This window comes from Ekhidna sp. (assembly GCF_965227465.1).
Lineage (GTDB): Bacteria > Bacteroidota > Bacteroidia > Cytophagales > Cyclobacteriaceae > Ekhidna.
In genome coordinates this window covers 739,556-763,080 of record NZ_OZ245746.1, presented here as the reverse complement: position 1 = coordinate 763,080, position 23,525 = coordinate 739,556, and the positions used below count along the sequence as shown (strand labels likewise).

Below are 23,525 nucleotides of genomic sequence, written 5' to 3'. Positions count from 1 at the left end.
AAAAGTTATCATCTAAGAACATCGAGCACACATATAAATAAATCAAGTCTGTATAAATCTACTTGTTTAAAAATGCCTTTTTTAAGCAGAAAAGCGCCCAAAGGCGGATTCAATGCCTTTTCGTCAAACCCTGGAAGGTTGTCACAGCAATCTCATGTAGGTCAAAGGAAATATTTAAGAATTATGAATGGATTATTACTTGGGGAAAAGATAAGAAAGAACATGGGTTAGGAAGTCTTGAATATCATCCGGTCTATCTGAGCAATCAGTTTGAGTCCAACTTGATCAACTCAACCCGTCGATTTCTACTTCTTCCCTTTTCATCTTTATTACTAAATAAAGGTTCCGTATCGCCCACCCCTTTAAATTGAATGTTGGATGAACTAAAACCCTTTTTAATGAGAAAAGAACGTACACTTTGGGCTCGTTTGAGTGAAAGTTTTTCATTAAATGATTTTGAACCAATATCATCTGTATGTCCCACTATTAATAGCATGACGTCTGGGTGTTTCTTTAGATAACTGGCTAGACTTTCCAGGTATTCAATTCCTTCAGGGAGTAATTGATGACTATTGAATTCGAAATGCACGGGTTTAAGGAGCAACCTCCGTCCGTGGGGATTTGGTTTTTCAAGGTAGTGCCCTAATGAATCTTCTTCAATATATTTCCCTACAGTAGATCCTGGTAATCCATAAATACGGATTAAATCGAATCCCGGAGAATCCCCGTTTGTGTCCAGTCCTATAATCGCCACGTACTTTACAAGTCCCCGAAAGTTAATGTCCTGTAAATCCATCGCATTCGTTCTACCTCCACTCGCAATTCCCAGATAGGTATATTCAATGCCATCATTACTCACATAGATTGCAGCCTGATCACCAGCATTATCCTTCTCATCAATAAAAAAATCCGGTTGATTAGGTTGATCAAAAATCAGGTTATCTGTAAAACCAACTATAATGTAGCTGTTTATGGGAATGCTGATGTAATACGTATTATTACCCAAAACAGCTCTCGGATCCATATATATAAGGGGACTATAGGTAATTGAACTGGAGCCGTAAAAGCGATCGTATGTTGAATCCCATTTTACATATTTGGCATCCACCAGGATGTCTGCGTACTGGGTTCCATCCCTTTGTGCGTGAAGAACAAAATGAAACGAAATGAAATAGAGGACGAAAACAAAAGCTTTCATTATAAGCAAGGGTTTCAGAATTTGAACGCTTGAATCAAGTTGCTATTATAAATAATCCACTTTGGCCTCATAATTGTTTTTAGCTAGCTATGAAACTCACCATAACACTAGTCCCTCTTCTATTAATCAGTTGCCTACCTGCACGCTTGGTTCCACACGATTTCAGCATCGAAAAGAAAAATCATGAGGCATTCATTGAACTTGACTCGGTAACAGTTGCCTTGGTTAACCTAAAAGCAAAAGGCGATCACTACGTCTTTGGAATGGAGATAGAAAACAAAAGCACCCAGCCTATTTTCATCAACTTAAAGAAAATGTATAAGTATGCACATCAACTTTCATACAGAAATGAAGAAGCCAAGCTATTTCCTGAAGTCACTCCTGTCATGACCTCAGATCAGGTCAATGCATTTTTCAAATCAAAGAAGAAAGATGGCGAGGCTGCAGCACTTTTCTTATTCCTGGTAGGTGCAGCTATCAGCACTTATGATGCAATAAAAGATCAGGAAGACGATCGTAAATCATACTGGACTCATGAAGATGAAAATAAATCGGCAACTCGCGATCTGATAACTGCCACCACTTTGATCGCAACTGATGTTCTTACTGACGTGGCTTTAAAAAGCAGTGAGAATGCACACATTGAATTGACCTATTTACCTGATGAACTGTTTGATCGAGAAATCATCTATCCCGGAGAGCGTTATTACGGTAAAATTCTTTTCAAAAATTTCGGAGAAATAAAGAAGCATCATCGAATAAGCTTCCCTCTCGAGGATAAGAACCTTCATTTCGATTTCAGAAAAGCAAACGGTGCAGAACGGAGGTTTTTGTATGAACTAGAACATACCAAAAACAATAGCGAATTTTAGTAATAGCTGATAATATTTTTATCAATTTTTTGTATCTTCCTAATAACTAATCCGTTATGCATGTCTTCACCAACATATCTAGACATAGATTGCTTGTTGTTGGAATCATATTCCTTCTGCTGGGTTTTACAACATACCTGTTGAGAGATCTTAAATTTGATTTCATTTATTTATCCACTGACAACCTTCCCTCTTTTACTCACACAGCAGCATTTTCCTTAATCACCTACAGTTTTGCTCGACACCTACATGTTGGACCATTTGTCTGTTGTCTTTTTTGGGTAGTCACCAATTGTGTCCTGGAATTAATGCAACGTGATTTGATACTCGAAGGAGTATTTGACTTGCTGGACATCATTTACATTGTCTTTGGCGGTATTCTATCCTATTTGATCATAAAGTCACTAGCATGAATACAACATCTAAGATAACTTACGCTATTCTCACTTTTCTCTCAATAAGCGTCGGAATTTTTCTAAACGTTGCTTCTACCAATGAGAATAAGGAAGATTTTAAAGACCTGTTGAAACCGATAGGAACGATTCTGGCAGCCGCTTGGCGAGAAGATGGGAATGCTATCCTCTACCTTACCAGCGATCAGGTTGAAAACAGAATGATAACCATTTCTTTGACAGGTTTAACAGAATATCCATTTGATCTACAAAACGATCCTGCATTTTTCAGTCGTGAAAGAATCATAGAACTTGTCAGATCATCCACTCTGACCAATTTCAAATTACAATGCGGGCTAGATCCAAATACCGACGGGCCAATGTCAACAACTTTAGTATTCTGGTCTGAAGACTTGTGGCAAGGTACACCGCAATACTTTTTCTGCGGTCAGGGGTTTTCAACTTACGAAATCGAAGATATGATTAGCAATGCACAGTCTTTATGCATTGTTTCAGAGGTATCTGGTAATGATCGTATTCGGAGGTGTTCAAACGGACCGGCATGTGATGATGCAATCCAAAATAGTGATGAATCTGATATTGATTGTGGTGGTTCTTGCCAGGAATGTCGGGAGGGGATGCTATGCAATAGTGATAGTGATTGCCTTGGTGACTGTGTAGATGGTGTTTGTCATACACCGACTTGTTCTGACGGTATTCAAAACCAAAATGAAAGTGATATAGATTGTGGAGGCCGTTGTAAAAGATGTCAAAACGATAGTGGGTGTAATACCAATGAAGATTGTGCTTCTTCAAACTGTGAAAGTAATATCTGTGTGCCAATGCGCACATGTAGCGGTGAGTTTGCTGACGAAAACTTTTATAACTACACTGTATACATTAGGCAGCCACGAGGATGTGCGGGAACAGTTAATTTTTTAGCTAATAGTTTAAATGAAGCGCGAAGTTGTGCTTTTGATGAAGGATATATGCTACTAAACCAAGTATGCATATATGAAATATTTAATACTCAAAGTGGGATTACGAATGAGGTTGAAGCAGGATCCGAAAACCAGGCATTAAGCTGTTCAAATTGCATTACAAATTGCGATATTTTGAGAACCTGGTCTTGTAGAAGGTTTTGATATAATTAACATCTTAAAACGCCTCACCGATAAAGAAGTAATACCCCAAACCATCTTCTGAAAACGCCACATCAAAACGGGTAAAAATGTCTTTGCTTTTAAAAATCAGGAAGCGAACACCAGTGCCTCCGGCAACTTTTAATTTACTGAAATCCAGATTCCTGGCTCCATCGCTCACAGTGCCAGCTCCAATAAATGCAGCTGCTCCCCAGCGGTTGCTAAATGTAAAGGGAAGGAAACGATACTCTGTCTGTGCAGCAAGTAGTGTTTGGTCTCTGTACCGACCCAGGTAATAGCCCCGCATGAGGGTCTCTCCGCCCATCAGGGAAAGTTGATTAAATGGCGCCAATCCATCTACTTCCGAAAAATAGATTTGAGATGCAAACACCTGATTAGATGTAGTAGGTAGGTAATAACGAGCATCAAAAAAGTATGAAGTGAAGGAAAAGTCGCTTCCCCAAGCATCGTTGTATCGCAGAAACCCCATCTCACCAAAGAAGCCTTCACGTACATTCAAAACATTGTGTCTGTTATCGTAAACCAGCCCAATACCTAACCCGAAGTTGGTGTACTTGCTTAATCCTGCTGGTATCTCAAATGAACGCTCGGAAATACGATTAAACTCAACATTCGATAGACGCTGAAAGTCAGTTTCAATTCCTAGGTATAATGAACCTGTAATTTTCCGAAGCACTCTTTCCCTGATGCTTACACTTCCTGCATTAATTTGGGCGAGCTCCTCTCCATCTGTATCCGGGCCCTTTCCAAAATATAATAGCGGGAACTGTTGCAATCGAACTCTGCCGAGGAAAAACCAAGAACTTTTATCACTGTAAAGTGCATGATCCATCCACAGTCCGTATTGTTTCTCCAACGTGATAAATGTAAATGCATTGATTTCGCTTAAGCGATTAGTTGTATCCCGATTGGCATAGTACACATAGATGGCACTAGCACCAAACTCCCATTTTGTTTCCGGTGCATAAGCAATGGTAGGATATGCGATAAACTTGGGGCGCTCAATCGAAGTGGTATCATTGAATACTGAGTTCCAAACTCGCTTTACTAACCCATCATTCTGAGCTTCTGTGGATGCAGAAAACAACACACATAGTAGTATGAAGACTAACCGAAAATTAGCGCAATGATTCATTCAAAGTACGTGAAACGAGATTCCCAAGGTTTAGATGATAGAAAAGGTTAAAAAATTTCTTATTGTCGCTCTGCTATCTCCTCTAAATACTCTTCGATCCTTTTTTTACTAAAGTAAGTGCCGCTTTTCACGACCCCTGAGATCTTTTGCGTGTTGGAAACGGATACTAACGGGTTTTCAGTAAGCAGAATCAAATCAGCATATTTCCCTTTTGAAACTGTACCATAGTCTTCCAGAATGCCAAGGTAAATGGCTGGATTAATAGTCGCCGTTCGCAATGCTTCAAGCGGTGAAAGTCCTGCTTTTTCAAACATTTCAATTTCCAAATGCACCCCAAGACCAGGCCAACAAAGTGGGTTGGCTCCTGTGTCTGTTCCTGCCAGCAACTTCACTCCTGCTTTATTCATGTCTCTAATGATGCGCATGTAGTGATCTACCATGGCTTGTTTCACCTTCAAAAATTCTTTATTGCGAAACTTAAGGTGATCGTTGAACTGAGGAGTCCAGTATTTTTTCATATAGGCTGGTAAATATTTGAAGTATGCCTGATCTTTAACTTTTTCTGTTTCAAACCAGGCATTCTTATACCACATGGAAATGGTCGGTGTATGCCATGTTTCATTCTCTACAAACGTTTTGAATAATCTCCGTGCCTTCTCAGCATCATAAGTGTCGATGATGAGTTTGTTTCTAAAAACATATTGTCCTAATCGGTCATTTACAGCTCCATAGTCAATGTCCCTGTTCCGAATACGCTCTTCCTGGGAGGAGCATTCCAGTGGAATATCCAATAAGTGTTCCAGACTATTGATTCCGGACTTAGAAGCGTCATAGTTGGTCACGGTTTGCGGGACGTGACCACAGAATGGAAATTCAATTGATCGGGCATACTTACTCATGGCGAAATAAATGGTATCCGGTAACAAAGAGTACACTTTCAGAAAATCTACTCCTGCATCTATTAAAGAATCAACCTTCTGCTTTACATGTTTGGTGGAAGGGATTCCAATTGATCCGTCCCACATGGGATTGGGGCCATCAATCAGCGGACCGGCCGCATAGATGGCAGGTCCAATCAATGTTCCACTGGCTATCTTTTCACGCCAATCATTAACTACCTGAAGCGAGCCTGCCATATCTCGAATTCCTGTAACACCATGCATCACAAAAAGAGGCATCAATAAGTCTCTGCTTCCCTCATCCGGATTCATTCTCCACATTTCGGGATCATCAGGGTGGGCATGCATATCCCATAGTCCAGGAATTAAGTATTTGCCTGTGCCGTCCACAATAAATGTAGCTGCTTCATCAGAGGCGGTTGATTTTGTCACATCATGAATACGATCTCCTTTGATAAATACATTCATTCCGGTTTTCACAACACCTTCTTCCACATCAATGATGTTGACATTGGAGATGAGTAGTTCCGGTGATTTATCGCGCTGAGCAAATGTGGGTATCCAAAAGACCAAAGTGGTCAAGATCACATAAAGTTGTTTCATTCAAATAAGGTTTCTTTAACGTTATTAAAATTCGTGGTAAATAACACAGAAGTTTAATAACATAAAAAAAGCGCACTGCAAGTGCGCTTTTTTATGTTTAATAATGGCTTTGGGTCCTTAAGGCATTATGCCTCCACCACCACCTGATGTAGTTACTGTGACGTTCATGATTTTGGCTCCTCCTGTACCACAGGCATTTACCCCCATTACCTGCACTAATCCATTATTTGGTCCTGCAATGGCTGTCATATATCTTGAGTTTCCTCCAGATATAATTCCCCATCGTGAGGGATCAACCACCACAGAAGCATTTGGATTGTAAGGATAAGGTAAATACCACTTATACGACGTAGCACCCTGAGCTATCCCTCCACGATAATTTACAAGCGCACCATAGCTCACTAAGGAAGGACCAAATAACGACGATGGTGACGCAGGTCTCCCAATCCAAATATTGGTGGAAATATTGCAAGTCTCGCCATTCAGGGTTACGGTATACGTGAGTGTACCACTTGAGCTTACACTACTAGAATTGGCACTTAATACTGCTGTTACTCCATTTCCTGTTGATTGAACCAGTAGGTTACCCGGAGTAGCCTGCCAGGTGACCACACTTCCAGCCGGCACATCATTTAATGTAAAGGTGTTGTTCCCGGTACATACAAGTGTATTACCTGTTATCGTCAGCCCACCATAGGTATCATTTAGGGCAATTCGATCATTATTTGTGAATGGCCTATTGGTGTTGTTACTGCATGCCAACATCCAAGAACCTGCCTCGGGACCTACAGGAGTGCCATTGATGTGATTTGCACCATCATTCCCTGCTCCCTCGTTGACCACAGTCTCGTTTGCTCCACAGCTAAAAACCCTATTCATAAAATCGGTATGTCTAAAACCAATAGCATGGCCAATTTCATGAGCAATGGTAGTAGCCGCGTCGGGGCGGGCAGCCGCATCATTGTAATGAAACGTATTAAGCGCTATATTTTCAGCCGGATCGCCACCAACTGGAAATCCATCGCTAAATCCTAACAATCGGCTCCTTTCAAAAAAAGCATCAAAAGCAATGTCGCTGTTATTCTCATTAAGTGTCCTTGCAAATGTTAGACGTAAACCCAATGCATTATATCTTCCCAGTGCCTCATCAAAAGCATCTTGCATAAAGTCGCCAAAGTCAGGATCCATAAATACTTGAATAGTTCTACACCCTTCCACTAGATTATTTGTGCGATAATGTTCACTAGTAGGCCCATCTCCTTCAGACAAAATCAAAGCATCAATTTTCTCTTCAGTGAGAAAAATATCTGTTTCCACAATGTAGCCGTCTCTAAACGTCCGTAACCCTTCGCTTGTATCAAAACCTGCTTTCTCGAGCTTGGCTTTGATTTCTTCCGGAACTTCTCCAAATTCCTCCTGTATGTAAACTTCTTCGACATTTTCGGAGCAGGAATATGTAAAAAGTAGAATGATTAAAAGGATTGCATTGAATACAATCCCTTTAAGGTGAGTTGTTTTCCTCTTCATAGCATTAAATTTTAGGTTCTTAATAAATGATTATTATCAATATTCAATTTAATAAAATTATTAATTGTTAATAATGTATTTAGTTATTAGTAAAATAAAAATTTGACTATGTATTAGGTAATTAAATGTTCAGATTATTCTTTTCTTAAAGGATTTCCCTTTTGACAATCATTATACATTTTTTGGTTTAGCTGGAAAGCCATAAAAAAAGGCAACTCAAATTGAGTTGCCTGTGGCATCCCCTTAGTTAGATGCACACTACCACATGTTTAACCACAGCCTAGATCATTACTCATTTATTTGAAATGTCCGTGATATGTTAAATCCAAAATGGATTTCGCTATCAAAAAAATCATTATTTGTCTCAGATAGAAATCCCTTAGGAACCATTGCTGTGGCGTTGGTGAATTGCAGTTGGAATACGTGTCCTCCCGTTTCAATATCCAAACCAATTGCAATCGGATTGAATGTGTCCTCATTGATCTTCTCCGCCATGTAGTAATATTCCGCAACCACCGCAAGACGAGGTGAAAGTTTTACCCTGCCTCCAATACCAACTCCAAAAGCATCATTGGTTAAGTCTTCTTCAGCTATCAAGTTCTTGTGCACCCATGTCGGCATTATTTGCACAGATACATTCGGGCTAATTTTTTTAGCTATCAATAACTGATTCGTACTCGCTAACTTTTCATTAAAAGATAATTCCAACTCCGGATTTCTTAATGTTTTGATTGACATAGAGCTAAACCAGGTTACAGATATTGGCATGGCTCCATCCATTTGCCTAAGCACCCTGTATTTGACAAACCCATCAATAGTTTTCTCAAAAGAGCTTCTGCCCAAACCAATGTACAGCCGGTCTGTGATTGCGTACTCTAAACCAATTCTGACAGTAGCATTATCCAATCCGAAGAGCTCGTAACTACCTCCATCAATGGTCCCAAAGCGATGAGAAATGATGAAATCCATAACTCCCTTTTTTCGTGTTTCTATGGAATGTCCATTTATGACTCTGGTTCCTTTAAAAGTTGCCTCAACTAAAGTTGGTTGATCGGATTGTTCGTCCTCAACCATCGCAAGTAAATCATCCTGTGCCATTACTGGAATAGCTATCATAATGAACAGCAATCCTTGAATTAACTTCTTCATTATTTCTTCACAAAATTGAATGAAACATCTACATCAACTATCTCAGCAATGTTCTTGATAACCAGTTTGGGGATTTTGATCTTATGGTCCTCGAGCGCTACTTTGAAAATAGTTTTCGCTTTAATTTCATTTTCCAGAATTTCAAAAGTCACCTCGCTCTCTATAGGTCGGGATACTCCATGAATTTCCAATTCGCCTTCAGCTTTCGCTGTAAGTATCCCTGATTTTGAAAAGTCAAGCGATTCGAAGTTGACGATTTTTCCCTTAAAAGAAGCCTTCGGATATTTTTCTGATTCCAGGTAATTTTCATTGAAGTGCTCTTCCATGAGACTTTTTTCAAAATGAAAATTCTTGATCAACATAGAGACTGCAACCGTTCCCTTATTGAGGTCAATTGCTCCGACGGCCTGATCATTGGTTGCTTCAATGTCTTCCAATGGCGCCTCCGAGAAAAAATATGCAACTCCTTGTTTGTCTATCAGCACGTTTTGGGCCTTGACCAAATTGCATGATAGAAGCGAAAACATCGCAATTACTAAGATTTTAATTGTGTTCATATGTGGTTTTTTTATGTGGTTTAATTATTTGGTGCCCCATCATCTACCCAGCAGGCGATCTGATCGATTTGAGTTTGAGTGAGGGTTCTGCCCCTTGGCATTGATCCATTCGCAGTTCTTGCTTTAATTCTATCAGCATTGGATTGGATGGAGCTAAAACTTCGTAAATCAGGCGACACGCTTCCGTTGTGACATCCGGAAATGGCGCAGTTATTTTCAATGATGGACTTTATAGGGTTTTGATAACTTATTCCAGAGAGGATATTTACACTTTGCGTGGTTTCACACCCGGTGGCATCTTCTACCACCACATCGTAAGATCCGTGACTTAAGCCAGCAAACGTGTTACTTGCCTGAGCGGATCCACCATCGAGTGAATAACTATATGGCTCTACTCCTCCGGAAGCAGTCACGTCTATGCTTCCTTGACTAGTGCCACATCCCGAATCCGTAGTGACAATCTCATCTAAATTAACACCTCCTTTATTCTTGATGGTAACATCTATCTCCGATGCACAACCGACAGAGTCAGTGACAGAAATAGCATAATTACCGGATGCTAATTGAGTAAAACTTCCATCGCTATTAGATTCAAAATCTGAACTGAAAGTATAAGGACCAATACCTCCATCCGCGATTACCAAAAAAGAACCATCTGAAGCTCCGCAGTTGGCGTCAACTAACTGATCTATTGTAATCTCGACTGGAGAAGTCACACAATCGACCTCAGGTCCGATTTGTTCTGAAATACATGAGAGAATAAAGAAAGGTGAAGCAATTAATATCAACTTCTGTAAAATGCTTGTCATATCACTAATACTTTTTAAGTGATTACAAAGCTAGATCGAGTGAAAAGCTATGATTAATACAAATCCGTCAAGAATTGATACAAACCCGTCACAGGTAGTAATAATCCGACATAAATGTGCTTAGTTGATCGAAGAGGGGCTAACACCAAACTCTTTTTTAAAGCATTTTGCGAAGTAAGAGGGATTGTTGAACCCTGTCATATATGCTACCTCAGATATGTTTTTGCTACCGGTCATTAGTAGTTCTTTTGCCTGATGAAGTCTTACACTGGATATTAGCTGGATCGGAGATTTATTCGTGATTGCCTTTAACTTACGTTGCAACTGTCGTTCACTGATTCCTACCTCCTTGCACAGCATATCTACTCCAAAGCTCTCGCTTTCATAGTTCTTCTCGATAATTTTAATCACGCCATCAAAAAATGAATCATCTCTTAAAATCGGACTTGGGTTTTCGTGCATATCATTTGGGTCCGATGCGATATATAACTGGACACTATCATCACCAGGAATATTTAATTTCTTGTAATCTGAAAAAATAACATCTGCCCCAGAAAGCAGATACCTAACTGCCTGAGACACCAATATTTGGTTAAACTCAGATTGTCCCAATAAAGAATCAATAAGCGCCTTATTACTCAGATTGACCAATTGGTCCCCTTCAATAGCTCCCTCTTTCATGTCAACCACTACTGCAACCTCAACTGATAAACTCCGCATAAAATTGACTAAATCCATCCCGCAATTGATGGCTTTGCTTGGACCGTCAAATGTGGATATAAAGGTTAGATTATCAAATTGCGTATGCTTTCCTTTATTTCTCTTAATAATTTCTTTAATCAAATTTCTAATTGATTCGTCTTGAGGGATGACCTTCAGTTTACCAGAAACAATCGTAAAGAGCTTTTCTTCATGATTTTGCTCAGGGCCAATATCATTCAAAAAAATCTTTATTTCGTCTAAGACAGCTTCTGTGTCTCCGACCCAAAAGAGGTGATCTTCACCTTCCAGTTCAACAAATTTTGCCCTCTTTATTCGATCAGCTATAAATCTTCCCTCTTCGATTTTCACATCAATATCATTTGTTCGTTGCATGATTAATGCAGGAACCCTGATAGAGCCTAGTATATTTATGATGTCTACCTGTGTATTCATTTTGGTGAGCACCATTGCAGCACTGGGACTAGCACCGGATCTAAAATAGTTTGATAGCCAGTCCATGAACCGCTTATCCTCTGCCATTGATGGAGCCAAAGATTCCAAGCCCATGTCTCCACTGCCCCAGCTATTTTCGATCATATCGTAGACAATCTGTCGCTCCTCATCTGTAGGTGCCCATGGATAGTCTTTACTGAATCTTCTTTTCGCGAAAATTCCAAAACTGATCAATCCAATCGTTCTTTCCGGATAGGTAGCTGCAAATAGTGCCGATACCGAACCTCCCTCAGAATGTCCAAATAAGATGGCTTTTTCCGAATCAACCGCATCCATTACCGCGCGGATATCATCCATTCTTTCCTCAAGTGTTGAAAACTCCACCAAACGATCAGAGAGACCTGTTCCTCTTTTATCGAAAAGAATTACACGTGCCATTTTTCCAAGTTCTAGTAAGAAACTGACAAGTTCAGGGCAGGCCCACATTAAGTCAATATTAGAAACCCATCCTGGGATATAAACTAAATCTTTGGTTCCAGAGCCAAAAACCTGATAGGCTATGTTAATACTTCCACTTTTCGTATACTGAGTAACAGGCTTCATGATGAGTAAATGGACAATTTAATCAATGATTAAACATAGTGATCAGAGTTGACTCTATGTCTATCAGACATAAAAAGATGTCGGATATTTCAATAATCTCAGTAGTTAATTTTCTATTACATAAAGTAATTTCATTGGATTTGATCCAATCGCCCCTTTTTCTTATAAATGTTTTTGTAGTCCCATTGGATCGTTTTTGACTTTAGTAGCCATCTTTTCAAATCATCCACCTGAATTTGGTTTACGGAAGTATAGCGAATGGAAGCATCTTTAAATTTACCTGTTCCCAATTTTAAATCTGGTTCTTCAAAATCAGCTCCACTCCAAAACATTAATCGGATACAATCCTTCAATTTGTTGTAACCCACAATGGGATTACCATTCAAAAACCAAACAGGATGCCTGTGCCATATCTTACTTTCTGCCTCAGGCAGCTGCTCATTAATTGTCTTCATGATCAATTTACAGATTTGCTTATCTTCAACTGATTGCATTTCGTTAAACGCCTGTATATCCATAGGAGAGAACATTAGCCTTATTAAACTTAAAGAAAGAAATGGTTTCTTCAACTACTGTGGTTCGCACATAATTCATTTAAACCCGTATATTTCCATAATGCCCAAAGCCAATTCTATTTACGAACAACTAATTGCCACTGAACTCCTAGAATGGAAATATTCTATGCGCAAAAAACCTTCCTTTTGGAATAAATCCACCAAGAAGGTTCAGAAAAAGATCAATCAAATCATACCAGAAAAAGTCCATCGAGCCATCACCAAAGCAATTAAAGAGATTACGAGAGGGGTACTATTTGGCTCAGGATTTACAACTAAAAAAAGAAGAGAAGTTTCTTCGTTAGAGGAAATTGAAGTTAAGGTAAAAGAACGTATCAACTTCTACTCTTCTTCTGCAGCTGTAGAAGGGGCTGCTACAGGTTTTGGTGGCTTTCTCCTTAGTCTTGCTGATTTTCCTTTATGGTTGTCATTGAAAATGAAAATGCTGTTCGAGATCGCTTCTCGTTATGGCTATGATACCAATGACTATAAAGAGCGGATATATATCCTTTACATTTTCCAGCTCACCTTTTCCAGTCAACAACACCGGAACATGATCTTTGAAAAAATGGAAAACTGGACGATCACCAGAGATGAACTTCCTGATGATATGAATGCCTTTGATTGGCGGACATTTCAGCTTGAGTACAGAGATTACATTGATCTGGCTAAGCTTTTGCAGCTCATACCCGGAGTTGGTGCCATTGCTGGAGCACTAGTGAACCACAAGCTCACCAATAAACTTGGCAAAACTGCTATGAACGCTTATCGGATGAGGCATGATAAGTTTAAGCAGGTGAAATTACTGGACAAATAGGAAGGTACCTTAGAATTACACCGAGTCTTGCTTACTCATTCACTTAGAATAGAAGGACTTCCAAAATCGAGAAAGTCTAACCTTTGGTATTTATCCATTTTTCCAGCACATTGGCAAGTGCATTATTAATGATGGGTTTGCTAACGAAATCATCCATTCCAGCTTCATAACACTTTTCTTTATCTGCACGCATAGAACCTGCAGTCAACGCAATGATGGGAGTTCTGTGACCATTCTCGGATTTTCGAATTTCACGAGTAGCATCATAGCCGTCCATTTCAGGCATTTGAACATCCATAAGAACAATATCAGGCTTTTCATGCATAAAGATTTCCACCGCCTCTATTCCATTTTCAACCTCTACTATTTGAGCATTAGGAAGTGCTTTTTTTAACATGGACTTGGCAATCACCATGTTATTGGCATTGTCTTCAGCTATGAGGACTTTTAATTTGTCCTTAGAAATTATTCTTTTAGGTTGGCTAAATCCAAACTTATTAAGTTGAGTTTGCGCTTGATTGGAGTGTTGAAATACAACTTCAAAAAAGAACGTGCTCCCCTCGCCGTGTGTACTTTGTACCTCCAATTTACTGTCCATCAGAGAAAGGAGTGTGTTAGAAATAGAAAGACCTAATCCTGTACCTCCATATTTTCGTGTGGTAGAGGGGTCTTCTTGTGAGAATGCTTCAAAGATTTTCTCTACATTTTCAGGCTTGATACCAATTCCTGTATCTGATACAGAGAATTTAAAGTTGGTTCTATCATTTTTCAGCTCTCCTAAAACTTCGACCTTGAGTTCAATCTGCCCTTCATTTGTAAACTTAACAGCATTAGCTAAAAGATTTACCAGCACTTGTCTTAATCGAATATCATCAGCTAATACATACTGATGTTTTTGATCCATTAGGCTTAGTTTCAACTCAATATTTTTTCTACTCGCTTTGTAGCTGGTCATCTGTACTACATGGCTGCAAAGCTCAAAAAGATCCGTATGCTCTACAACTAACTCCAACTTTCCGGCCTCTAACTTAGAGAGGTCAAGAATTCCATTGATAATACCCAATAGTCCCATCGCAGATTGATTCACAATTCCCAGATGCCTTCGCTGAGTGTCATCCAAGTCAGTTTCAATAATTTGATCTGTATAACCAATAATTGCATTCAAAGGTGTACGTATCTCATGACTCATTTGAGCTAAAAACTGAGATTTTGCCTGACTTGCGTTTTCAGCCTCCTCCTTGGCTCTATTTCGCTCAATAATCCTTACCTCCAACTCTTTTTTCTTGCTAGTAACTTTTTGGTAAAAGCTATAAACCACGATAAGTAGAATTACTAATAAAATGGCAATCACTAACGTTAACCTAAATAGCCTTTCTTGTGCCGCAAAAAGCTCCTGGTTAAGTGCAGATTCCTTTTTCAAATCTTCTATAATGATCTCTTTTTCTCTACTCTCATAAATGGCTTTCATTTTTGCCGTCTCTTCTGCCAAATTGATCTTAGCCAGACTATCATTTAACACTAGTATCTCTTCGTAAAGCTTTGGCAAACTTTCCAGTTGATTCGCCTTTTTGAGTAATTGAGCTTTTATAACCTTACTATCATAATAAACTTTAAGCGCATCAATACTTTTGGCAATTTCTTCTGCTCTCTGCAAGGATTTCAACCCTTCTGAAATTCGGCTAGTATTTAAATAAGCTTTTGCGAGAAGAATATATGAGTAGGACAAACTGTAAAGATCTTTTGAGTCTTCATCAATTTCCATAGATTGTTGAAGATTAGCAATAGCTAGGTCGTAATCACCCAACTCGAGGTATGATATGGCCAGGTTAGATAATGTTATTGAACGCCCTCTATCATCTCCTAAGGAATCGACAATGGCATACGCGTTTTCGAAATACTCTAGTGCTGTTTCATAAGACTTCTCTTTTTGGAATAACTCCCCAACATTGTTCAAGCCATAAGCTACACCTCTTAGATCTCCAATGATCTTTTTCAACTCAATTGACTCATTGTAGAACTTCCGGGATGTTTCCAGATCACCCAAATTTTTGAAGGCTATCCCAAGATTATTTTTAAGCCTGGAGATACCTAGCGTGTCCTGTAGACTTTCAAGTAAGGTCAATGATTCCTGATAGTGAATAATTGCTTGATTTGAATTTCCCTGAATATCATATGAAATGGCTTTGTTTTTCAAAGCAATAGCCAGCCCCTTTTTATATTCTATCGAAGAAGAAAGTGCAATTGCTTCATTAAAAACAGCTCTGGATTCTGTAGGATCTGTGAAGATCAAGCCAAATCCCAAAGCGTTCAATGTATCAACCTGATCAATAATTTCCATTGAAGAAGGTAGGCTTACAATTAGACTATCTCCTTTTTGAGCGCAAGTATATCCGGTTGGACCAAAGAACAGAATACCACCAACCAGAATTGATAATATATAACGACAAGAACTTGAGATGTTCATGATGCCGTAAAAGTATCTAAAGACTCACTGTTTCACTAATCCACGTTTAGTGAATATAGTACGATTCTTAAGTGATCTAACCCACCATCTCAACCTGTACCTGATCAGCACTTGAGAATGGCTGATGATAATAGCGTTGGCCTGTAGCTTGATACAATGCATTAGCCAATGCCGCTGATATTGGCGGCAAGGACGGCTCCCCAAGACCTGTTGGGTCAATTCCATTCTCAACGAAATGTGTCTCAATTTCCAATGGAGCTTCACTGTTTCGAATGAGTTTGTAACCATTGAAATTTTCCTGCTGAGGCTTTCCATCTTTGAATGTCAGTGTGCTATACATTGCATGTCCAATCCCATCAATGATACCTCCTTGTATTTGATTTAGGGCACCTTCCACATTCACAACAATACCACAATCTACAGCACACCACACTTTCTTGATTTTAAGGTCATTGCCGACCTTCTCGAGATCTACCACCTGTGCCACATAGGAGTTATGACAGTAATAGGCTGATACTCCTCGGTAAACGTTTGGCATCTCGGTTCCCCAGTTTGATTTTTCTCGAACGAGCTTCAATACCCCCGCATATCTTTCAGGATCATAGTCATTGGTTTCTCCCACCGGATCATTATTCGCTCGATCAAACAGATTGAGTCTAAATTCAATCGGATCCTTGCCTGCAGCTTCGGCCACTTCATCCATAAAGGATTGCTCAGCTCCAGCAATAAAGTTTGATCGGGGAGCACGCCATGCCCCTGTCGAAATATTCGTTGGAATACGTACACGTTCTACTTTGAAGTGATCAATTGTTCCCGCCGGAAATCGATGCGGGAATAGCGGATCGCTCGGAATTCCGGCACCTTTCGCTTGCCAGGAAAGTAAATTACCATTTTCATCTAGTGACGCTTTATAGGCCACCCGATATGCTGGCCGATAAGTTCCCTGGGTCATATCATCCTCTCGGGTGTACACCAGCTTAACTGGAGCCTGCATTTTTTGCGAAATAGCTGCTGCTTCTAAACCAAAATTGCCATATAATCTACGTCCAAAACCTCCACCCATTCGGGTCATCTGAATCGAAACCTGATCTTCAGTCATTCCTAACAGATCCATCGCCGATAACCTAAGATATTCCGGTGTTTGGATTGGGCCAACCAACTCGGCTTTATCAGCTGTTACATTGGCAAAGAAATTCATAGGCTCCATGGTATTGTGAGCCAGAAAAGGAGCGCTAAAAACACTATCTACTACTTTTTCGGCTTTCATTGAAGCCTGTTCCGGATCTCCATCTTTTCTCATTTCTTCTCCCGGTTTATCCATCGCCTCTGTCAACAATCTCACATGATCATCGCTATTTTCGGCTGGAGTATCCTGCTCCCATTCTACTTTCAATACCTTCTTGGCTTTCATCACCTGCCAGGTGGATTCACCCACCACAGCAATCAGTTCGGTAAACGCATTCGTATCTGACCATTGTTTTTCCTTTGGTTCTGTATTGACCACAATCACATCTTTGATTCCGGGCATTGATTTAGCCTCAGAAGCATCGAACGATTTCATTTTCATACCAAAGGCCGGAGGATGAACGATCATGGCCGTGAGCATACCTTCTTGCTCGTAATCCAATCCGAAAAGTGGCTCTCCTGTGACTATTTTCTTTGCATCAACATTCTTAATATTCCCACCGATAAGCTTAAAATCTGCATTGTCTTTTAATTCTACCTCTGCAGGAATTTCTAAAGTTGCGGCCAATGAAGCCAACGCTCCATATCCAATTTTTCTATCACTTGCAGCATGGATCACTTCACCCAAACTGGTCGTTAATTCGCTCACGGGAACTTCCCATTGCTTAGCAGCTGCTTCCATCATCATTCTTCGTCCGGTAGCTCCTGCCATACGCAAGCTTTGCCATCCATGACGAATGGACTGACTTCCACCAGCTAATTGACGATTGTATTTCACGGTATTCAAATCCGCTTGCTCAACGATTACATTTTTCCAATCAATATCCAATTCCTCAGCTACAATAACCGGCATGGAGGTTTTCACATTTTGTCCGATCTCAGGGTTTGGTGAATAGATGGTGACCGTACCATTCTCCCCTATTTTGATAAATGCATTGATATCAAACCATTCTTCCGGAATTTGAGCATATTCCTCCTTAGGTGATGAGCATGAAGCCAACCAACTGAATCCTAACATCATCCCTCCTCCTGCTGCTGCAGAAAGTTTCATGAATGAACGGCGATTGATTTGTGTTCTTATGAGTGTCATAATAGATTTCTTTTGGGTGAGTTAGGACATTTTAGAGGCTGCTGTCTTGATCGCTTGATTGATACGGATGTAGGTGCCGCATCGGCAAATATTTCCATTCATTCCTTGCGATATTTCTTCGTCCGTTGGATTTGGATTGTTTTTCAGCAAAGCCGCTGCATTCATGATTTGACCTGCCTGGCAATATCCGCATTGCGGAACATCATGTTCAAGCCATGCTTCCTGAACGGGATGATCTCCGCCCTTTGACAAGCCTTCTATGGTAGTCAATTCCATATCTTTAACCGCTGATACGGGTAGCGAACAAGAGCGTATCGCATTACCATCTGCATGAATGGTGCAGGCGCCACACGAAGCGATTCCGCATCCAAATTTTGTTCCGACAAGCTTGAGATGATCTCGTAAAACCCATAACACCGGAGTATCCGCATCTACGTCTACCTGATGAGTTTTACCATTTACTTTAATTGAAAAAGCGGCCATGTTGATATCATTTTTGGTAAGGCTATACAAATTAGCGAATTTCTATTCCAATGTCCAGACCACTTATGTGGACGGTTAATCAATTGTATAATTTCAGCTTAATTTTAATTTTCAATGATTCAACGAGCCTATCTGGACAATAACGCTACTACCCCCACTGATCCACGAGTGGTTGATGAAATGCTTCCTTACTTTTCTGAGCAGTTTGGGAATGCATCCAGTCGCAATCATGCGTACGGATGGGAGGCGAAGGAAGCCGTGGATCACGCACGAGAACAAGTTGCCGATTTGATTGGGGCCAATCCAAATGAGATCGTATTCACCTCGGGAGCTACAGAATCCAACAACCTGGCTTTGAAAGGCTTGCTGAATGAAGGAAATCATTTCATCACCTGCGCTACTGAGCATAAAGCCATTCTTGATCCGGCAGAATCATTAGCAGCTAAAGGAATTGATGTTGAGATACTACCTGTACAATCAGATGGATTGCTTGAAATCAATGAATTACAAAAGAAAATTTCCGATCACACCAGATTGGTCAGCATCATGATGGCCAACAATGAGACAGGATGCACCCAACCCATCAAAGAACTTTCAACTTTCACTCATTCCAATCAAGGGTTGTTTCATACCGATGCGACTCAAGCTGTTGGTAAAATTCCAGTTGAGGTGAGTGATTTAGGCATTGACCTGATGTCATTCTCAAGTCATAAAATGTATGGCCCAAAGGGAATTGGAGCGCTTTACATTCGTAAAGGAACTAAGGTTGGGTCACTCATTGAAGGAGGCGGACATGAACGAGGAATCCGCTCAGGCACTTTGAACGTTCCGGCTATTGTAGGATTCGGGAAGGCATGTGAATTATGTAAACAGGAAATGAGAGAAGAGGGTAGTAGAATTAAAAGTCTCAGAGACAAGCTGGAGCAATCCTTATTATCTATCGAGGGGACTCAGCTGAATGGCGGAAAAGAAAACAGGCTTCCGAATGTAACCAACATCGCTTTTTCTGGGGTTGATAGCGAACGATTGTTGCTTTCACTCAATGGACTGGCGGTTTCTCAGGGATCAGCATGCACGTCTGCTGTGGTCGAACCTTCACATGTATTAAAAGCCATGGGCATTCCTGATCAATTGGCAAACTCCTCACTTCGTTTTAGTCTGGGTAGATTTACTACGGATGAAGAAGTTGATTTCGCCATACAAAAAGTGACAGAAGCCGTCAGCAAGTTGAGAGCATGAGAGAATTAAAAACCATCATCGAAGCGTACAAGAAAGCTACCGCAGAAGGAATAAAGACCGTGCTTGCAACGGTAGTTCATGTGGATGGCTCTTCGTATCGGCGACCCAGCGCTCGAATGTTGGTAGACGAACATGGGATCACGACTGGAGCCATTAGTGGTGGCTGTCTGGAAGGTGATGCCCTTAGAAAAGCCCTGCATGCATTGGTTCAAAATAAAAATGTGCTGATCTCTTATGACACCAGCGATGAAGCAGATGCGGTGGTGGGTGCTCAGCTTGGATGTGAGGGTATCATTCAAGTGCTGTTTGAGCCGATCGATCAAGACGATCCTATAAATCCAATTGCTCTCCTGGAGCAGATCATCAATGAAGATAAGCCCTATGTCATGGTGACCCTATTTAACCTGAAAGACAAAAGAGGAGAACAGCCAGGGTGTACTTTACTGTTAAAAGATGGAGCAAAAACGCTTGGATCCATTGATGATTCATCATTACAAGAAGCCATTCTCAAAGATGCGGTGACTGTTTTTGAAGAAAAACGATCGCTTTTCAGGGCCTATGAGGAAGACCAAACAACGCATAATGCTTTTATTGAGTACTTCGCTCCTGCAGTTTCACTGGTCATTGTGGGTGCCGGGAATGATACACAGGGACTGGCGCTAATGGCCGAAACACTCGGATGGAACATCTATGTGGTAGATGGCAGACCTTCACATGCGTCCGAATCCCGATTTACCTCCTCTTGTCAAATCATTGTAGCGAAACCGGAAGAAGCACTTCAAAACATCCTCATTAATGAACAGACGGTTTTTGTATTGATGACGCACAATTATCAGTATGACCTTTCTATTCTAAAGTGCATTCTTACATATGATCAAGTTCCTTACATCGGAATTTTAGGGCCGAAGAAGAAGTTCCAGCGTATGGTGGATGAACTAAAAGAAAAAGGCATTGAAATCTCACAAGAACAACAGGATCGAATATACACGCCTATCGGTTTAGAGATCGGGGCTGAAACTCCGGAAGAAATAGCCATCTCCGTTTTGGCGGAGATCAATGCCGTTTTGAATGGAACCAAGGGAACTTTCCTGCGAGACAAGCAAGGACCTATCCATACGAAAGAAAACACCCAATTTGATACTTTGAGGATTTGAAAACCAATGGAAATATCGGACTCATGGTTTTGGCTGCCGGTGCTTCCAGCAGGTTGGGTCAACCAAAGCAACTGGTCAAATTTGAAGATAAACCGCTCCTTCAGCACATCTTAGATATCGGACAGGAAGTTCATGTGAAGGAACGCGTGCTTGTTCTTGGTGCAAAAGGCGAGCTCATTCAAGAGGTCATAATTCCGGGAACATTTAGTGTCATTCATAATTATGAATGGCAAAAAGGTATGAGTACTTCCATTCATACCGGACTTAAAAGCCTTCAAAGTAAATGTACAGACCTTAGACATGTGATCATCATGCTATCCGATCAACCTTATGTGAGTGTTGAAATAATTAATCAATTGATTGCGAGTCAGGATGCAACCGAACCATGTATTGCGACATGCGCTTACGCCAATCAAATGGGTGTTCCGGCAATTTTTAGTCATCATTTTTTTGAAGATTTGATGAAGTTGAAAGGAGATCAGGGGGCCAGAAAGCTGATCCAACAGCAATTAGATCATGTGCGAACGATTCCTTTCTCCAAAGGAGCCATTGATATCGATACTCCTGAAGATTTGGGGAAGCTGGAATAAATCCTGATTCTAACTTTATCAAGCATGCAATAAGACGGTACTGAAACAAGTTCAGTATGACTTCTTCGTTAGGGAGAGTAGAAATATAAATACTAGTCATTCTGAATTTATTCCGTCGTGGAACAGTCAGAATCTAAACTTGATAAAGATAGAATTAAAGATCATGTAAATCTTTCTCGATAAGGAGGACCAATTCACCCTTCCCTTTTCTTGACAGTTTAGTCTCTATTGCGAGTTTCTCAGAGTTTAACCAATCATCTGATTCATCACTTGGAATAGTGAGGATCAAACAGTTCGTATCTAAAGAAGCATGAAAGGATGCACCTATTTCAAGTTGGTAAATCAGCTTCTGTCCACCAGGAAAAAGGAGCTCGTTCTTTACCTGCCGTTGTTCTTTGAGTTCCTGAATGTCCTGCTTACCTAACCGAATACGAATGGACGAATGATTGATTCTTAGTTTCATTTCGAGCTAAGCTTGATTTCTGTTAGTGAATATCCCCTTGAGCCGTCCGCGGAAGCGGGGATTATAGGGGTGTTTTTGAGTATTTATAATGAGTAAAATAATCATAAAACACCCTCCTAACCTCCCTCAAGGGAGGAATTTCATCTTAAAAATGGAACTTCTAATAAGCCTTTTCTACATCATCTAATTACGTAGAGCCTGCGTTTACTCTGCTAGAACAAATATATCGGATACACTTCCCCTTCTTTGAAAATAGACTTCTCAGCCGGTAATTCTATGAATCCATCCGCCAGCGAGAGACTGACTAGGTCTCCCGATCCATTGCCCTTTATTGGTGTGGCAATTAGCTGACCCATTTCGTTTTTCACAGAGACCGAAGCGAAGAATGTCAGCTTTTTTTCGAATTTAATTTCTCTACCCAATTTGGCATGATGTTCCTCAATTAGAATACCCAATGAAACGTTCAACCAATGCCTGCAGTAGACCATGAAGCACGCGAGTGTAGATACAGGATTTCCGGGGAATCCGAATACAGTAGCAGAATCATTGCTACCAAACCAAAGTGGTTTTCCCGGTCGCTGCATCACCCGATGAAAGTGCTTTTTCACCCCCAGTTCTTCCAGCACTTCCGGGATATAGTCTCTCTTACCTTTAGAGACGCCCCCACTCATGAGAACCAAGTCATAGGATTTCAATATCTGACCAATTTCTCGTGTGATTTCCTCCTTGGAATCATTGATATGAAATATGGTGAAATCAATACCCGATTTCTTTAAGAGTGTGGCGAGGGTATGAATATTTGATTTGCGAATCTGATGTGTCAAGGGGGTTTCATGAGGCTCTACTAATTCATCTCCTGTAGAGATCAAGGCTGCCTTGGGCAATCGCCTGACCATTACTTCCACCTTTCCAACAGAAGTCAAAATGCCTACATCACCAATGGTGAGTTGCTTTCCGCTAGGAATCAGTATTGTTCCAGATTTCGAATCCACCCCTTGTGGATGGATGTTTTGGCCTTGGCTAACCTCATCAATATTAACTCTTGCCTGTCCATTTTCAATGGTTACATCTTCATATCTGATCACCACATCAGCTCCTTTTGGCACCACTGCTCCCGTCATAATTTCCAAACATGTTCCGGGCATCAATTCCTGCTGAGGTGCACCTGCAAATTGCTCGCCACTCACCGGAAACGATCGCATTCCCTTATTCCAGTCGCTCATTGAAATCGCTATCCCGTCCATGGCCGCCCGATTGAAAGGCGGAAAATCCCGATCTGCCATCACATCCTCATCCAATATCCGGTCCACCGACTGCTCAAACGGAATCACCTCCGATCCAAAGGATCCTTTCTGTTGTTCAATGATGGCTAATGCTTCTTTTACTGGTATCATTCTTTTAAAATCATAAGTGAAAACTATAAA

The 23,525-nt window shown here is 40.6% G+C and carries 21 protein-coding genes; 7 read left to right on the top strand and 14 right to left on the bottom strand.

Going from position 1 to position 23,525, the window contains the following annotated elements; translation table 11 throughout:
* Positions 1–265: 265 nt before the first annotated feature.
* The gene (locus tag ACO05G_RS03525; RefSeq protein WP_421764716.1) at positions 266–1,198 is read right to left on the bottom strand and encodes an OmpA family protein; all 933 of its coding nucleotides are present in this window, start codon (positions 1,196–1,198) and stop codon (positions 266–268) included.
* An 89-nt stretch (positions 1,199–1,287) separates the two neighbouring features.
* On the opposite strand from ACO05G_RS03525, the gene ACO05G_RS03520 reads away from it, so the two are divergent.
* From ACO05G_RS03520 to ACO05G_RS03510, 3 genes are read left to right on the top strand one after another with little or no spacing between them, the layout of a single operon-like run.
* Positions 1,288–2,070 carry a hypothetical protein gene (locus tag ACO05G_RS03520; RefSeq protein ID WP_421764715.1) on the top strand — a complete coding sequence of 261 codons (783 nt, stop codon included), beginning with the start codon at positions 1,288–1,290 and terminating at the stop codon, positions 2,068–2,070.
* Between the two features lie 56 nt (positions 2,071–2,126).
* Entirely contained in the window at positions 2,127–2,483 is a 357-nt protein-coding gene (locus tag ACO05G_RS03515; protein ID WP_421764714.1) for a hypothetical protein, read from the top strand.
* Complete coding sequence (locus tag ACO05G_RS03510) at positions 2,480–3,607, top strand: hypothetical protein (protein ID WP_421764713.1); 1,128 nt, start codon at positions 2,480–2,482, stop codon at positions 3,605–3,607. Before ACO05G_RS03515 ends, ACO05G_RS03510 begins: the two co-directional genes overlap by 4 nt.
* Positions 3,608–3,620: 13 nt before the next feature.
* On the opposite strand, the gene ACO05G_RS03505 is transcribed toward ACO05G_RS03510, so the two are convergent.
* The 8 genes from ACO05G_RS03505 to ACO05G_RS03470 form a co-directional block, all read right to left on the bottom strand.
* Positions 3,621–4,760, bottom strand: a complete 1,140-nt coding sequence (locus tag ACO05G_RS03505) for a BamA/TamA family outer membrane protein (RefSeq protein WP_421764712.1) — start codon at positions 4,758–4,760, stop codon at positions 3,621–3,623.
* Between the two features lie 59 nt (positions 4,761–4,819).
* Complete coding sequence (locus ACO05G_RS03500; protein WP_421764711.1) at positions 4,820–6,262, bottom strand: amidohydrolase family protein; 1,443 nt, start codon at positions 6,260–6,262, stop codon at positions 4,820–4,822.
* A gap of 117 nt (positions 6,263–6,379) precedes the next feature.
* Positions 6,380–7,789, bottom strand: coding sequence for a M57 family metalloprotease (locus ACO05G_RS03495; RefSeq protein ID WP_421764710.1), 1,410 nt, complete (start codon positions 7,787–7,789; stop codon positions 6,380–6,382).
* Positions 7,790–8,077: 288 nt separating this feature from the next.
* Positions 8,078–8,938, bottom strand: coding sequence for a DUF5777 family beta-barrel protein (locus tag ACO05G_RS03490; protein WP_421764709.1), 861 nt, complete (start codon positions 8,936–8,938; stop codon positions 8,078–8,080).
* The gene (locus tag ACO05G_RS03485; RefSeq protein ID WP_421764708.1) at positions 8,938–9,495 is read right to left on the bottom strand and encodes a YceI family protein; all 558 of its coding nucleotides are present in this window, start codon (positions 9,493–9,495) and stop codon (positions 8,938–8,940) included. Before ACO05G_RS03485 ends, ACO05G_RS03490 begins: the two co-directional genes overlap by 1 nt.
* Before the next feature lie 20 nt (positions 9,496–9,515).
* Positions 9,516–10,304, bottom strand: a complete 789-nt coding sequence (locus ACO05G_RS03480) for a SprB repeat-containing protein (protein ID WP_421764707.1) — start codon at positions 10,302–10,304, stop codon at positions 9,516–9,518.
* Between the two features lie 120 nt (positions 10,305–10,424).
* Positions 10,425–12,062, bottom strand: coding sequence for an alpha/beta fold hydrolase (locus ACO05G_RS03475; RefSeq protein ID WP_421764706.1), 1,638 nt, complete (start codon positions 12,060–12,062; stop codon positions 10,425–10,427).
* Between the two features lie 131 nt (positions 12,063–12,193).
* On the bottom strand, positions 12,194–12,556 hold the full coding sequence (locus tag ACO05G_RS03470) for a DUF1801 domain-containing protein (RefSeq protein WP_421765704.1): 363 nt from the start codon (positions 12,554–12,556) through the stop codon (positions 12,194–12,196).
* 121 nt (positions 12,557–12,677) lie between these two features.
* Between ACO05G_RS03470 and ACO05G_RS03465 the strand changes: the two genes are divergently transcribed.
* Entirely contained in the window at positions 12,678–13,433 is a 756-nt protein-coding gene (locus tag ACO05G_RS03465) for an EcsC family protein (RefSeq protein WP_421764705.1), read from the top strand.
* Positions 13,434–13,509: 76 nt separating this feature from the next.
* On the opposite strand, the gene ACO05G_RS03460 is transcribed toward ACO05G_RS03465, so the two are convergent.
* The 3 genes from ACO05G_RS03460 to ACO05G_RS03450 form a co-directional block, all read right to left on the bottom strand.
* Positions 13,510–15,897 carry a tetratricopeptide repeat protein gene (locus ACO05G_RS03460; protein ID WP_421764704.1) on the bottom strand — a complete coding sequence of 796 codons (2,388 nt, stop codon included), beginning with the start codon at positions 15,895–15,897 and terminating at the stop codon, positions 13,510–13,512.
* Between the two features lie 76 nt (positions 15,898–15,973).
* Positions 15,974–18,172: a molybdopterin cofactor-binding domain-containing protein gene (locus tag ACO05G_RS03455; protein ID WP_421764703.1), complete on the bottom strand. Its 2,199-nt coding sequence runs from the start codon at positions 18,170–18,172 to the stop codon at positions 15,974–15,976.
* Positions 18,173–18,193: 21 nt separating this feature from the next.
* Positions 18,194–18,655: a (2Fe-2S)-binding protein gene (locus ACO05G_RS03450; RefSeq protein WP_421764702.1), complete on the bottom strand. Its 462-nt coding sequence runs from the start codon at positions 18,653–18,655 to the stop codon at positions 18,194–18,196.
* A gap of 114 nt (positions 18,656–18,769) precedes the next feature.
* On the opposite strand from ACO05G_RS03450, the gene ACO05G_RS03445 reads away from it, so the two are divergent.
* The 3 genes from ACO05G_RS03445 to ACO05G_RS03435 are packed head-to-tail and all read left to right on the top strand — an operon-like array spanning position 18,770 to position 21,638.
* Positions 18,770–19,894 carry a cysteine desulfurase family protein gene (locus ACO05G_RS03445; RefSeq protein ID WP_421764701.1) on the top strand — a complete coding sequence of 375 codons (1,125 nt, stop codon included), beginning with the start codon at positions 18,770–18,772 and terminating at the stop codon, positions 19,892–19,894.
* Entirely contained in the window at positions 19,891–21,048 is a 1,158-nt protein-coding gene (locus tag ACO05G_RS03440; protein WP_421764700.1) for an XdhC family protein, read from the top strand. The genes ACO05G_RS03445 and ACO05G_RS03440 overlap by 4 nt, the downstream gene beginning before the upstream one ends.
* Positions 21,045–21,638 carry a nucleotidyltransferase family protein gene (locus tag ACO05G_RS03435; protein ID WP_421764699.1) on the top strand — a complete coding sequence of 198 codons (594 nt, stop codon included), beginning with the start codon at positions 21,045–21,047 and terminating at the stop codon, positions 21,636–21,638. The genes ACO05G_RS03440 and ACO05G_RS03435 overlap by 4 nt, the downstream gene beginning before the upstream one ends.
* Before the next feature lie 154 nt (positions 21,639–21,792).
* Here ACO05G_RS03435 and ACO05G_RS03430 read toward each other — a convergent pair whose 3' ends face one another.
* Both ACO05G_RS03430 and ACO05G_RS03425 read right to left on the bottom strand, forming a co-directional pair.
* Entirely contained in the window at positions 21,793–22,101 is a 309-nt protein-coding gene (locus tag ACO05G_RS03430; RefSeq protein ID WP_421764698.1) for a DUF7009 family protein, read from the bottom strand.
* A 212-nt stretch (positions 22,102–22,313) separates the two neighbouring features.
* Positions 22,314–23,495: a molybdopterin molybdotransferase MoeA gene (locus tag ACO05G_RS03425; RefSeq protein WP_421764697.1), complete on the bottom strand. Its 1,182-nt coding sequence runs from the start codon at positions 23,493–23,495 to the stop codon at positions 22,314–22,316.
* Between the last annotated feature and the right edge of the window lie 30 nt (positions 23,496–23,525).